This is a genomic window from Pseudomonas sp. SWRI92 (genome assembly GCF_014268685.1).
In the GTDB taxonomy this organism is placed as follows: Bacteria; Pseudomonadota; Gammaproteobacteria; order Pseudomonadales; family Pseudomonadaceae; genus Aquipseudomonas; species Aquipseudomonas marvdashtae.
In genome coordinates this window covers 567847-581022 of the sequence record NZ_JABWQY010000001.1, presented here as the reverse complement: position 1 = coordinate 581022, position 13176 = coordinate 567847, and the positions used below count along the sequence as shown (strand labels likewise).

Genomic DNA, 13176 nt, shown 5'->3' with positions numbered 1-13176 from the left:
TGTGGTGTATTCAAAAATGGGTAAACGTCAGCCCCAGCTTGTACGTCGGCCCGTACTCTTCGTACTGGCCGTTATAGGAGCGATGGCCGGTGTAGACGAAATACGACTCGTCGGTGAGGTTCTGCGCCTCAAGACTGACTTGCAGGTTCTTGGTCAGCGAATAACGGGCGCTGAAGTCGACGAAGGTCTGGGCGTCGACGTGCAGGTCGTGGTCTCGGTCGCTGATGGACGCCAATTCATAGAGGTACGCCGACTTGTAGTTGGCCGACAAGCGCAGGCTCAGCTTGTCGTTTTCCCAACCGAGCATGAGGTTGCCGACGGTGTCCGACTGGTTCGGCAGGTCGATGCTGCGCTTGCGCTGGGTGCCGCTGGCCTGGTCGAAACCTTCGATCTCGGCATCGGATCGACTGAAGGTGGTGTTGGCGCCCAGCAACAGCCCGTTCCAGGGTGCCGGCAGCCAATCGAACTTCTGCGAATAGGCCAGTTCCAGGCCGTACAGCTTGGCGCTGTCGCCGTTGGCGAAACTGTGCGCCTCGGCGAAATCGGTCCAGGCCCCGGTGCCGGCCAGGTCGGTGTTGTAGACGAAGTTCTTGATGTCCTTGTAGAACACAAAGGCCGAAACGGTGCCGGCGTGGCCCATGAAATGTTCGATGCCCAGGTCCAGGTTGCTCGACTCCAGCGGCTTGAGGTCCGGGTTGCCGAAAGTCGCTTCGTCATCATCAATGACAAATCCCGGGGCCAACTGGCCGAAGGTCGGGCGCACCACGGACTTGGTCCAGGCCGCGCGCACCTGGGTATTCTTGTCCAGCTGGTAGCGGGCGTGCAGGCCCGGCAGCCAATGGTGGTACTTGCGACGGGTTTGTGTATCGGTGAACACCCCATCGGTGGCGCCGGTGCCCTTGGCCTCGAACTCGGTGCCCTCGTAGCGCATGCCGGCGATGAAGCGCCAGTCGTCGATATCAACGGTGTTCATCAGGTAGGCAGCGTTGATGTCTTCGCTCATGGTGAAGTCATTGACTCGCGATTCCTGCGCGTCGTAGAACGGGTCGCGGTCAAGGCCACCGAGCAATTGCTTGATGGCGTCGGCGCTGATGCCCGGGCCAAACCGGCCGAGGCGGTAATCCACATTGCCCTTCTGGAACTGGCCGAGATTGAGCTGTTCATCGGTGAAGCCCAGGTCGCCAAAGTCCTCGTAGACCCAGGCGTCGAGGTCGTTGTCCTTGTCGCGGCGGCTGACCTTGCCGCCGAACTTGACCTGGGAGGCGTAGCCATTCAGGTCGTAGTCCCGGGCCAAATCGAGGCGCAGGTTCTTTTCGGTGTCGGTGGTTTTCTGCTGTTCCCAATCGACCTTGTCGAGGCTGAAGTTGGCCGGGTCGTAAAAGCCTGGAGCAATGATCGGGCGCGGCTTGTCGCTGTCATAGAAACCACCGTCGAACCCGTCGATGCCTTTGAACGTGGCGCCGGCGATGTGTCCGGGGCTGTCTTCGCTGGACTTGCTGTAGCCGCCCTGGCCGCTCAAGGTCCAGAGGCCGAACAGGCGTTCGCCGCCGAGCACGTAGGATTGGATTTCCTGGGTTTCTTCACGTTGCTTGAGTTTGCGTTCGCCCTCGGCAGCACCCAGCTCGCCCGCCGCCTGCGGGTCGTCGAAGGCGATGCTGGCGGCGTTGCGGGTTTCGATGTCCTTGTAGCGACTGTAGAGCGTGCGCAGGTAATAGCTGCTGAAGTCGTCGGGCTTGTAGTCGAAATTCAGCCCGCCACCGGCGCGTTCCCGGCGAATGTCATAGTCACGCATCTCCAGTTCTTCGAGTCGTGGGCCCTGCTCGAAGTCCCAGGCTCCTCCCGTTTCGACGTTGTCCGAACCGAAGTCACGCTTCTGCCAGCTCAGCGCCGCGGCCACGCCGAAATTGTCGATGCCGTCGCCGAGGCTGAAGCGGTCGCTGATGGCGCCGGAGAATTTCGGGCTGGTCTGGCCGGTATTCTTGTCGTAGCTGGCTTCGCTGCTGCCGGTGTAGAACAGACCCTTGTGATCGAAAGCCGAGAGGCTTTTGACATCCACCGTGCCGCCAAGGGAATTGGCGTCCATGTCCGGCGTCAGGGTCTTGATCACCGAGAGCGACTGCACCAGTTCCGAGGGCAACACATCCAGCGCGACGGCGCGGCGCTCGCTTTCCGGCGCTGGCACGAGGGTGCCGTTGATGGTCACGCTGTTGAGGTCCGGGCCTAAGCCGCGCACGCTGACAAATCGGCCTTCGCCCTGGTCGCGCTCGACGCTCACACCGGGCAAGCGCTGCACTGCTTCGGCGACGTTCTCGTCCGGCAATTGAGCCACGCCGTCAGCATGCACCACACTCTTGATGCTGTCGGAACTGCGCTGTTCCTTCAGCGCCTGGTCGATGCTGGCCGCCTGGCCAACCACTTCGACGTGCTCCGTGGCCGCTTGCTCGGCGGCGCTCAGCCGTTCACTGGCAATGGCCAATGCCAGCGCGGTGAAGGTGAAGCCGACGAGTCCGGCAGTGCTGGTGCGGTGATGCATGGTGGTCCTCCCCCAGGAATCCGAAAATCCGCCAGGCAACCGCCCGGCAATTGGAAGGGCACGCTAGGGGTGGGCAATGACGGTTCTGTGACAGGGTTTGGGCTTGGAGGCCGCAATCGGCTGGTTTGGGGGGTGGAGCATGACGGAATGAGCTGAAATGACCTGGCCTACATGCCGGCAATGAGGCTCTTGTGGCGAGGGAGCTTGCTCCCGCTGGGTTGCGAAGCAGCCCCAACCCAGCCAACCCGTTTCGCCAGGCACACCGTAGGCAGCGGTTTGACGACTGCTGCTGCGAGCGGGAGCAAGCTCCCTCGCCACGGGAACGGGGTTGCCTGAGAAAAAATCCGCATGACCGATGAGCTGATTCGACCCCTCGACTTCATTCACCCGCCGTCACCGCGCTGTCACATCCATCTGCTGTGCTGGGCCGCATTCCGCTTCTGGCAAAGGATTCCGGCCATGTTCTCCGTGCTCCGCCCTCATCGCTTGAAACTGGCCTTGCTCCTGCTGGCCGCCAACCTTGGATTGCTCCTGCACCTGGCCACTGGAACGCTCAAGCCGCTGGAGGAATGGATCTGGCTGGACATCCTTGGTGAAGGCGGCTCGGCGCTGCTGGCGTTGGTCTGGCTGGGCCTGGTGCTCAAAAGCCGCCCGGCCGGTCGCGTGACCAACTACCTGGTGCTGGGCCTGGGCTGTATCTTTTTTTCGTGGTGGATCGACAGCCTGGATGAGTTCATTCGCCTGCCGGAAAGCATCACTTGGGATCACTGGCTGGAATCGGGACCGATGCCGGTGGGCATGATCTTGCTGACGCTGGGGATTTATCATTGGCACCGCGAACAATTGGCGATCAACGGACAGATGGAAAAGCGCGAGCGACTGTTTCGCGAGCACCGTCTGTTCGACAAACTCACTCCATTGGGCGGCGCGGATTTCCTCAAGCACGAATTGACCGCCAGCCTGGAAGACAGCCGACGTCGGCAGCAACCGTTGTCATTACTCGCGTTGGACCTGGACAACTTCAGCGCCATCAACCAGCGCTTCGGCCATGGCGAAGGCGATGCGGTGTTGCAGGCCGTCAGCCAACTGCTGGTGCTCAACTTGCGGCGCCAGGACCTGCTCTGCCGCCTGGCTGGCGATCGTTTTGTGGTGCTGTTGCCCGATACCGGCGAAAGCCAGGCGCAACGGCTGGCTGTGGAGCTTGAACAGGCGATTCGCAGCTTGGCCCACAAGACCCGGCAACACGGTGAGCGCTTGCAACTGAGTGCGGGCACGGCGGTGGTCATGGCGTTCGACGAAAGCCCCCAAGCCCTGCTCAAGCGCCTGAACCTGAGGTTGGCCCAGTCCCGGCAAACCCTGGCGAAAAGCGCCTGAGGCCGCCCATGACCGTCAAGACCTGCTGGTACGAAACCGACAGCCGCTTCATTCCGGGCCACTATCAACCAGCCGCGTTGATCGACCTGGCGCTGTCGCGGGGCGTCGACAGCCACCGTTTGCTGCGCGGCACCGGGCTGTTTCACGAGGACATCCTGGCGGGCCAGAGCCGCATCAGCCCCCAGCAGTTTCTCGGTTTGATCGACAACAGCCGACGCCTGCTGGACGCCAGCGACAGCAGTTTTCTCTTCGGCCAGCGGCTGCTGCCCGGGCATTACGGGCCGGCCAGCCATGCCTTGCGCCACGCGCAGAATCTGCACCAGGCACTGGAAACCTTGATCGAGCAACAAGCCCTGCTCTGCCCCTTGGCTGCGCCGCGCCTGTTGCTGGATGAGCATTACGCCTACGTTCACTGGCTGGACAGCTGCGGGGCCGATGAGCAATGGCGCTTCGTGTTGGAGGCGAGCATGACGTCGATGGTGGCGATGAGCGCCTGGCTCAGCGGCGAGCGCCTGCCCTGGCAGTGCAGCTTTCGTCATGACGAGCCGCGTTACGTCGAGCAGTATTGGGTTAACCTGGGCGAGCACAGCCAATTCAATCGACCGCTGGACTTGATGCGCCTGCCCCGCCATTGCCTGGCGCAACCCTGGCCCAACGTCTCGGCCACCGCCGGCCAGGTCGCACGGACCGAAGCCCGGGATCGACTCGATGAACTGGGGTTTACCGCCAGTTTTCTCGATTGCCTGTACGACTACCTGCGCTCAAACGTGCAACAGACGCCCAGCCTGGAGCAGACCGCCCAGGCCTTCGCCATGAGCCCGGCGACCCTCAAGCGCAAATTGCGCAAACATCACACCGGTTTCCAGCAGCAAGTGGACCGGGTGCATACCCACGTGGCGCTGTACCTGTATCAGGTCAAGGGCTTTAGCAATGAGGAAGTGGCGCAATACCTGAGCTTCAACGACACGGCCAATTTCCGCCGCTCGTTCAAGCGCTGGACGGGTAGTACGCCGAAGCTGATCCGGCAGTTGCTGATGTTGGGGTGAGGGTTTCGGCGGCGAACCGCTGTTGTGGCGAGGGAGCTTGCTCCCGCTCAGTTGCGCAGCGACTGTAAGATCGTGGGGCCGCTGCGCAGCCCAGCGGGAGCAAGCTCCCTCGCCACAAGAGCCGCTCCTGGGAGAATAGCGGGCTCAATGCCCGCGAATGTAATGCTCCAACTGCCGGATCAGATCCGCCTGTTCGACGATCGCCTCCTTGACCAGGTCGCCGATCGACAGCAGGCCGATCAGCTGCCCGTTGTCCAACACTGGCAGATGTCGCAAATGGCTGTCGGTCATGACTTCCATGCAGCGGTCGATGCTCTGCTGGCTGTCGGCGGTGATGACCGGTGCGCTCATGATGGTGCGTACCGGCGTGCCCACTGACGAGCGGCCCTTGAGAACCATCTTGCGTGCATAGTCGCGCTCGCTGAACACGCCGATGACCTGGCCGTTCTCGATCACCGGCAACGCGCCGACGTTTTTTTCGGCCATGATCTGCAGCGCTTCGAGCACCGTCTGCTCAGGGGCGATGCTGTGGACCTGCTGGTTTTGTACGCTCTTGAGTCTTACCAATTGAGCAGCGGTTTTCATTGTTCATCCCCAGCTTCAAAAAAAGCGGCAATCAGTCTTCGCCAATCTCAACCACATCGCCGTTCAAACGCACCGGCCAGACCCGCAGGCGCTGTTCCGGGTATTCCAGGCAATGCCCGTCTTCCAGGCGGAAATGCTGTTTGTACATCGGCGAAGCAATCACCAGTTCACCCTTGATGCTACCCAGCAAGCCGCGACCGATCACGTTCGCGCCGGACTTGGGATCGCGGTTGTCGATGGCGTACAGCGGCTTCTCCTCATCTGGCAGGTAGAGCAGCGCCACTTGGCTACCGTCATGCCAGGCGACCACACCGGAATTGGGCACCAGATCCTCGCGGCTGCACAGGGCGCGCCATTGCAACGGTTCCAGGGCGAGATCGCGAGCGGGAATACGAACGACGTTTGACTGGCTCATCAGAGCACCTCCTCGGTGACGGGAATCAGGTGAAGTTCGCCGGCATGCACCGGCCGACGCTGGCCGCGTTCACGGACGAAATGGACGTCCGGGTCGCCACGCTTGTCGTTGACGAACGTGCGGAAGCGCTTGAGCTTCTCGGGGTCTTTCAAGGCGTTGGCCCACTCGCATTCGTAGCGGTCGACCACCAGTTGCATCTGCGCTTCAAGCTCGGCGCCCAGGCCCAGGCTGTCGTGGATGATCACGTCCTTGAGGTAATCCAGGCCGCCTTCCAGGCTTTCGCGCCACACCGAGGTGCGCTGCAGCTTGTCGGCGGTGCGGATGTAGAACATCAGGAAACGATCGATATAGCGGATCAGCGTGGCGTCATCCAGGTCGGTGGCGAACAGCTCGGCGTGACGCGGGCGCATGCCACCGTTGCCTGCGATATAGAGATTCCAGCCCTTCTCGGTGGCGATCACACCAACGTCCTTGCTCTGGGCTTCGGCGCACTCGCGGGTGCAGCCGGACACCGCGAATTTGAGTTTGTGTGGCGAGCGCAGGCCTTTGTAGCGATCCTCGATGGTCAGCGCCATTTGCACACTGTCCTGCACGCCGTAGCGGCACCAGGTGCTGCCCACGCAGGATTTCACCGTGCGCGTCGATTTGCCGTAGGCGTGACCGGTTTCGAAACCGGCTTCGATCAGCTCGGCCCAGATGTCCGGCAACTGGTGCAACTGGGCACCGAACAGGTCGATGCGCTGGCCGCCGGTGATTTTGGTGTAGAGGTCGTATTTCTTCGCCACCACGCCGATGGCGATCAGTTTGTCAGCGGTGATTTCACCCCCGGCGATGCGCGGCACCACCGAATAGGTGCCGTTTTTCTGCATGTTCGCCATGAAGGTGTCGTTGGTGTCCTGCAACGGCACCAGGTGCGCGTCCATGATCGGCTGGTTCCAGCACGACGCCAGGATCGAGCCCACGGCCGGCTTGCACAGGTCGCAGCCGGTGTGGCCACGGCCGTGCTTGGCCAGCAGCTCCTCGAAACTGATGATCCCTTCTACTCGTACCAGTGCGTAGAGCTCTTGTCGGGTGTAGGCAAAGTGTTCGCACAAGCTCTTGTCGACGCTGACGCCACGGGCAATCAACTCGTGCTCGAACACCTGCTTGACCAGGGCCGCGCAACCGCCGCAACCGGTACCGGCCTTGGTGTCGCACTTCAATTGGCCGAGGTCGGTGCAGCCACCGTCGATGGCCGAGCAGATCGAACCCTTGGTGACGTTGTGGCACGAGCAAATCGTCGCCGCTTCGGGCAACGCCGCCGGGCCCAGTGTCGGAGCGCCTTCGGACGATGGCAGAATCAGCGCGGCGGCGTCCTTGGGCAAGGCGATTGCGTTCTGCATGTACTGCAACAACGTATCGTAGTAACTGTTGTCACCGACCAGCACCGCGCCGATCACCCGCTTGCCGTCGGCATCCACCACCAAACGCCGGTAGCTGGCGCTGGTCTGGTCGATGAACTGGAAGCTGCGCGAACCTGGGGTGCTGCCATGGGCGTCGCCAATGGAGCCCACATCAACGCCGAGCAGCTTGAGCTTGGTGGACATGTCGGCGCCGGTGAACGCCTCACCAGCCTCGCCGCACAGGCGCGCCGCAACGTTACGGGCCATTTGGTAGCCCGGCGCGACCAGGCCGAAGATGCTGCCATTCCAGGCGGCGCATTCGCCGATGGCGTAGATGTCCGGGTCGCTGCTTTGGCAGAGGTCGTCAATCACCACGCCACCGCGCGGGCCGATCTGCAATTCACATTGGCGGGCCAAGGCATCCTGGGCGCGGATACCGGCGGAGAACACGATCAGGTCGGTTTCCAGGAAGTCGTCGTCACCGAAGTTCATCCGATAACGGTACTGCTCACCGGCGCTGATGGATTGAGTGCCTTTGGACAAATGCACGCCGACACCCAGCTTCTCGATGCGCGCCTTGAGGGCCAGGCCGCCCTGCTCGTCCAGTTGCACCGGCATCAAGCGCGGGGCGAATTCCACCACGTGGGCTTCCAGGCCAAGAGTCTTCAGGGCGTTGGCCGCTTCCAGGCCCAGCAGGCCGCCACCGACCACCACGCCACGACGGGCATTGCTCGCGGCGGCGCGGATCGCGTCGAGGTCTTGCAGGGTGCGGTAGACCAGGCAGGAATCGCCTTCGGCGCCCTGGATCGGCGGCACGAATGGGTAGGAGCCGGTGGCGAGCACCAGTTTGTCGTAGCTGATGCGTTCCCCGGCAGTGACTACCTGGCGCGCCTGGCGGTCGATTTCCAGTACCGGAACGCCCAGGTGCAGCGTGACACCCGGAGTCTGGTACAACGACGCTTCGCCGAGGGCCAGGGACTCGGCGTCGCGACCCGAGAAATACTCGGACAGGTGCACGCGGTCATAGGCACGCATCGGCTCTTCACTGAAGACATGCACGTGATAATGGTTGAGCGCGCCGCGCTCGACCAGTTGCTCGACGCAGTGATGGCCGACCATGCCATTGCCGATCACGATCAGCGTTTGCAGCTTGTTCAGAGAAGCAACGTTGGAATTCATAAAAGCACCCGACAAAAGCCAATCACGGTTCTGGAAGCAAAAAAAAGACGCCTGAAACCTTGCGGTTCCAGGCGTCTTTGCCTGTTCTGTGCGGTATCGGCCCGGCGGCTGCGCCTGGACCTACCGTTATTCCCCGGCCTGCTGGCTCTCGATCATCGTTGACCGACGGGGGTGCCCACTCGATTGTGTTCGCGGTGGGCCTGTGGAGGTTCTTGCAGCGAGCGTGCCAAGCTTGGGCCGCAACCGTTCCCACGGGCCCGTCCCCAAGGAAAAGCCCTTGTGGGAACGGACTTGGCCACTGGCGCACGCACTTCGCCAACGGTGCTACCAGGGCTGTCGCGCCCCACGCCGATTGCCTTGCGATGGTGCGATCTCCCGCCCGCGGCTTCATAAAAGTGCAGCCGCTGCGACCCGCGCGCAAAAATCCTGAACCATTGCCAGCACCCATTTTCACAGGTATAGGGCTATTGATCAGAGGTGAATGCAATGGATGAGCGAACCCCACCTGTCGTCGTGATCTGTGGCGCCACCGCTGGCGTCGGCCGTGCCACCGCGCACCGTTTTGCCGTCGCCGGCTATCGAGTCGGGTTGCTGGCCCGAGGCGAGCAAGGCCTGGCGGCCACGCAAGAGGAATTGAAACAGTTGGGTGCGATGAGCGTGGGCATCAGCGTCGATGTCGCTGATGCCGAGGCGGTATTCGAGGCGGCACAGCGTATGGAGCGCGAGCTGGGGCCGGTCGGCGTATGGGTCAATTGCGCGATGATCACCGTGTTTTCACCTATCCGCCAACTGGGTGCCGAAGAGGTCCAGAGAGTCACGGCGGTGACTTACCTGGGCACCGTCCACGGCACGCTCGCGGCCTTGGACCTGATGGGGCGGCGCAATCGTGGGGTGATCATCCAGGTCGGCTCGGCGCTGGCCTATCGCGCCATTCCGCTGCAAGCGGCCTATTGCGGCGCCAAGTTCGCGGTGCGTGGCTTCACCGATTCGTTGCGCTGCGAATTGCTCCATGAGCACAGCGACATCCGGGTCTGCATGGTGCAGTTGCCGGCGATCAATACGCCGCAGTTCGATTGGGCGCGCAACAAATTGGGCAAGCGCCCGCAACCGGTGCCGCCGATTCATGATCCGGACGTGGCGGCACGGGCCATTTTCAGCGTGGTGAAGCGCACGCCCAGGGAATTGTGGCTGGGCACCGCCTCCCTGAAAGCGATCGTTGGTACGTGCCTGATGCCGGGCCTGCTTGATCGCTTGTTGGCCCGCAACGCCTACGCCGGACAAATGACCAGCGAGGATGATGACAACCAACGAGCCGACAATCTGTTCGAGTCGCAGCAATCCTTGCACCGTACTCGCGGGCGGTTCGCTGGCCGCTCGCGGGATTCGGCATTGGCCCTCAGTTCGACCCAGGTGTCAGCACTGTTGTTCGCCGTCGCAGGATTACTCGCCGTGGTGTTGCTGCTGTTTTGAACCGGTGCGGCGAAACCAGCGATACCCGTAGCCACACAGCGTCAGGCTCGACTTTGGCGAGTGCGGGTACGGACCGTCCGCCAGCACTTCTTCAAAGCCTTGCACATCCATCTCCTCGAGTTGCACGTCGACCGTTTCGTCACTCAGGTTCGCCAACATGACTGAAGTGTCGTCGCACACGTGGGCGATGGCGAATACCGCCGGATGGCTGACCGACAACAGTTGCGCCTTGCCGTCGCCGACTTCGGTCAATCGCGACCGCGCCGATAGCAGCGTGCGAGTCCGAGTCAGCAGGGAATCGGGATCGTCCTGCTGGTGCGCGACATTCAAGTTCGTGTAGGCGAACGGGCCCTCATCGATCACCGGAGCAGCCAGGGATTGGCTCGAAGAAAAGCCCGCATTGGCCTGATCGTTCCACTGCATCGGCGTGCGCACGGACAGGCGCTCGGGGCGTGAAAGGTCGTCGCCCATGCCTATTTCTTCGCCATAGCGCACGATTGGCGTGCCCGGCAACGACAACAGCAATGCCTGGGCCAGCGCCTGACGATGCACATTCCCATCGAGCATCGGCGCCAGGCGGCGGCGAATACCCCGGCCATACAAGCGCATGTTTTCCTGGGGGGCAAACGCCTGCATGACTTCTTCGCGCTCCTCCTCGCTCAAGCGTTCCAGGTCCAGTTCGTCATGGTTGCGCAGCCACACCGCGTAGTTGGCACCGTCAGGCGGTGCGGGGCGTTGGCTGATTGCACGCCGCAAGGGTTCGGCTTCGCCTCGGGCCAAGGCCAGGAACAGATGATTATTGACCCAGAAATCCAGGACCAGGCCCAGCCGCTCGCCAGTGCCGAAGTAATGGCTGTAACGCTCCGGTTCGACGTCCACTTCCCCCATCAGCACGCCTTCCGGATTGATACGGGTCATATACTTGAACAGCCGGTCCAGCACCCAGACACCCTGCTCTTCATCCCCACGACCGGCCTGCTCGACCAGGTGCGAAGCGGCATCGAGGCGAAAGCCGGCGATCCCCAGTTCAAGCCAATGGACCATGATCCGCTCGATTTCCTCGACGACTTTCGGGTTCGCCAGGTTGAGGTCCGGTTCATGACGATAGAACAGATGCCGATAGTATTGCCCGGCCTGTTCGTCCCAACGCCAGATGCTGTCTTCCACCGAGGGAAAGATCGGTTGGTTGCCGTCGTCCACCGGTTCGTCGGACCACAGGTAGTAGTCGCGGTAGACGCTGTTCTTGTCACGACGTGCCCTCTGGAACCACGGATGTTGGTCGGAGGTATGTTGCACCACCAGTTCGAGAATGACCCGAATACCCCGTTCCCGCGCCTGGACGATCAACTGACGCAGGTCTTCTTCACTGCCGAAGCGCGGGTCCAGGGCCATGAAATCGCTGACGTCGTAACCGGCGTCCTTGAACGGCGAACGGTATAAGGGCATCAACCACAGCGCGCCGACACCTAGCGCCTGGAGATAATCGAGCTGGCGAATGATGCCTTTCAGGTCGCCACGGCCGTCGCCGTTGCTGTCGTAGAACAAGGAAGGGTCGATCTGGTAGATCAAGGTATTTCGGTGCCAGTTGGCTTTCATCGGTCACTCCTTATCGACACAGTTTATCGACACAGGATCAGGGCCTGCTCGGCGGCCAGGCGGCCGGTGAAGGGCTGGCCTTCGCCTGCCCCGTCGCTGGCGATCTGCACGCGCCAGGGATCGGCCAGGGGAAACGCGTGCTCGCTGTCGGCGAAGTTGATGCAGACCAGCCGTTCGTCGCCGTCGCAATGACGCCGATAAGCCAGCACCTGCGGGTGCGAAGGCAGTTCCTCCCACTCGCCCAGGCGCAGCGCCCGGCTGTTGCGCCGACACGTCAGCAACCGCCGGTACAGCGCCAAAACGGAATCGGTGGCTCGCTCTTGCGCTTCCACCGATAACAGGCCGGCATCGGGTGCAAAAGGCAGCCACGGCGCCTGCCCCGACCAACCGTGAGGCGCCTGGACCGTCCATGGCAACGGCGCCCGGCTGCCATCGCGCCCGCCAGGATCGACGCGGGTCTGGGCGGTCACCTGCGTATCCTCCAGGCCCAGTTCTTCACCCTGGTAGATAAAAGGCGTCCCGCGCAATGTCAGTAACATCACCGCCGCTGCCCGGGTCCGCCGCAACGAGCCGCCGTACCGGCTGCGGTGGCGGCTGTTGTCGTGGTTGGAAAGCACCCAGGTCGGCCACGCCTGCAGCGGGCCCAAGTCGTTTTCCACTTCGCGCACACACATTCGCAACACCACCGGATCCCAGGGAGCGTCCAACGGTGGGAAGTTGAACGACATGTGCAGCTCGTCACTGGCGCCGTAATAGGCCGCGACCTGGGCGGTGGAGCGGATATTCACTTCGCCGATCAGCACGCGCTCGCCGGGGTAGCTGTCCACCAGCCGGCGCAGTCCGCGCAACACCTCGTGGCTGTAAGGTTGGTCGTTGATCTTGACCATGGTCTCGCCCGCCATGCAGCGCGGATCGTCGGCAAAGCTCTGGTCCTTGCCGACGCAATGCACCACATCGACGCGAAAGCCATCCACGCCGCGCTCTAGCCAGAAATGCAGCACCTGTTGCATGGCAGCGACCACTTGCGGGTTGTGCCAGTTGAGATCGGGCTGCTGCGGCAGGAAGAAATGCAGATAATACTGCTGGCTGGTTTCGTCCCAGGTCCAGGCGCTGCCGCCGTCGATCGAGGCACGCCAGTTGTTCGGCTGGTCGCGCCAGATGTACCAGTCGCGCTTGGGATTGTCGCGGCTGGAGCGCGATTCGATGAACCACGGATGTTGGTCGGAAGTGTGGTTCGGCACGAAGTCGAGCAACACTTTTAGTCCGCGCCGGTGGGCCTGCTCGATCAAGTTGTCCAGGTCGGCCAGGCTGCCGAACAGCGGGTCGACGTCGGTGTAGTCGCAGATGTCATAACCGGCATCGCACATCGGCGAACGGTACACCGGGGACAGCCACAACGCATCGATACCCAGGCGCTGCAGGTGGTCCAGGCGTGCCGTCAGTCCGGGGAGGTCGCCGATGCCATCGCCATTGGCATCGGCAAAAGAGCGAGGATAGACCTGGTAGATCACGGCGTTCTTCCACCAGGGCGAAGGGAAGGAGTTGGGCATAGTCGCCTCCTTTGATCGCAGTGTTTGGTGGGCAAGACCGCAGCCC

9 protein-coding genes are annotated in these 13176 nt (G+C 62.3%); 3 read left to right on the top strand and 6 right to left on the bottom strand.

Features of this window, described 5'->3' with window-relative positions:
* Window positions 1-10 precede the first annotated feature (10 nt).
* On the bottom strand, window positions 11-2533 hold the full coding sequence (locus HU762_RS02265; protein WP_186632323.1) for a TonB-dependent receptor: 2523 nt from the start codon (window positions 2531-2533) through the stop codon (window positions 11-13).
* 459 nt (window positions 2534-2992) lie between these two features.
* Between HU762_RS02265 and HU762_RS02260 the strand changes: the two genes are divergently transcribed.
* Together HU762_RS02260 and HU762_RS02255 are read left to right on the top strand one after the other, a co-directional pair.
* Window positions 2993-3907 (top strand): GGDEF domain-containing protein, encoded by a 915-nt coding sequence (locus HU762_RS02260; RefSeq protein ID WP_186632320.1) that lies wholly within the window; start codon window positions 2993-2995, stop codon window positions 3905-3907.
* A gap of 8 nt (window positions 3908-3915) precedes the next feature.
* The gene (locus tag HU762_RS02255) at window positions 3916-4953 is read left to right on the top strand and encodes an AraC family transcriptional regulator (protein WP_186632317.1); all 1038 of its coding nucleotides are present in this window, start codon (window positions 3916-3918) and stop codon (window positions 4951-4953) included.
* A gap of 144 nt (window positions 4954-5097) precedes the next feature.
* Here the strand turns inward: HU762_RS02255 and HU762_RS02250 are convergent, their stop codons facing one another.
* Genes HU762_RS02250 through nirB form a run of 3 tightly spaced genes read right to left on the bottom strand, consistent with a single transcriptional unit; the run spans window position 5098 to window position 8514 of the window.
* Entirely contained in the window at window positions 5098-5538 is a 441-nt protein-coding gene (locus HU762_RS02250) for a CBS domain-containing protein (protein ID WP_186611924.1), read from the bottom strand.
* 31 nt (window positions 5539-5569) lie between these two features.
* Window positions 5570-5953 carry a nitrite reductase small subunit NirD gene (nirD, locus tag HU762_RS02245; protein ID WP_186632314.1) on the bottom strand — a complete coding sequence of 128 codons (384 nt, stop codon included), beginning with the start codon at window positions 5951-5953 and terminating at the stop codon, window positions 5570-5572.
* On the bottom strand, window positions 5953-8514 hold the full coding sequence (gene nirB, locus HU762_RS02240) for a nitrite reductase large subunit NirB (protein ID WP_186632311.1): 2562 nt from the start codon (window positions 8512-8514) through the stop codon (window positions 5953-5955). Before nirB ends, nirD begins: the two co-directional genes overlap by 1 nt.
* Window positions 8515-9000: 486 nt before the next feature.
* Between nirB and HU762_RS02235 the strand changes: the two genes are divergently transcribed.
* A complete protein-coding gene (locus tag HU762_RS02235; protein ID WP_186632308.1) occupies window positions 9001-9984 on the top strand; it encodes an SDR family oxidoreductase in 984 nt (327 codons plus the stop codon).
* Here HU762_RS02235 and HU762_RS02230 read toward each other — a convergent pair.
* The gene (locus HU762_RS02230; protein WP_186632305.1) at window positions 9955-11580 is read right to left on the bottom strand and encodes an alpha-amylase family protein; all 1626 of its coding nucleotides are present in this window, start codon (window positions 11578-11580) and stop codon (window positions 9955-9957) included. The two genes, HU762_RS02235 and HU762_RS02230, sit on opposite strands and share 30 nt — an antisense overlap.
* A 23-nt stretch (window positions 11581-11603) precedes the next feature.
* On the bottom strand, window positions 11604-13130 hold the full coding sequence (locus tag HU762_RS02225) for an alpha-amylase family glycosyl hydrolase (protein WP_186632304.1): 1527 nt from the start codon (window positions 13128-13130) through the stop codon (window positions 11604-11606).
* Window positions 13131-13176: the final 46 nt, after the last annotated feature.

What these genes read in the sequence shown, in the direction of transcription:
- HU762_RS02235 (WP_186632308.1), top strand. Translation starts at nt 9,001, where the DNA reads ATGGATGAGCGAACCCCACCTGTCGTCGTGATCTGTGGCGCCACCGCT.
- HU762_RS02260 (WP_186632320.1), top strand. Translation starts at nt 2,993, where the DNA reads ATGTTCTCCGTGCTCCGCCCTCATCGCTTGAAACTGGCCTTGCTCCTG.
- nirB (WP_186632311.1), bottom strand. Translation starts at nt 8,514, where the DNA reads ATGAATTCCAACGTTGCTTCTCTGAACAAGCTGCAAACGCTGATCGTG.
- HU762_RS02230 (WP_186632305.1), bottom strand. Translation starts at nt 11,580, where the DNA reads ATGAAAGCCAACTGGCACCGAAATACCTTGATCTACCAGATCGACCCT.
- HU762_RS02265 (WP_186632323.1), bottom strand. Translation starts at nt 2,533, where the DNA reads ATGCATCACCGCACCAGCACTGCCGGACTCGTCGGCTTCACCTTCACC.
- HU762_RS02225 (WP_186632304.1), bottom strand. Translation starts at nt 13,130, where the DNA reads ATGCCCAACTCCTTCCCTTCGCCCTGGTGGAAGAACGCCGTGATCTAC.
- HU762_RS02255 (WP_186632317.1), top strand. Translation starts at nt 3,916, where the DNA reads ATGACCGTCAAGACCTGCTGGTACGAAACCGACAGCCGCTTCATTCCG.
- HU762_RS02250 (WP_186611924.1), bottom strand. Translation starts at nt 5,538, where the DNA reads ATGAAAACCGCTGCTCAATTGGTAAGACTCAAGAGCGTACAAAACCAG.
- nirD (WP_186632314.1), bottom strand. Translation starts at nt 5,953, where the DNA reads ATGAGCCAGTCAAACGTCGTTCGTATTCCCGCTCGCGATCTCGCCCTG.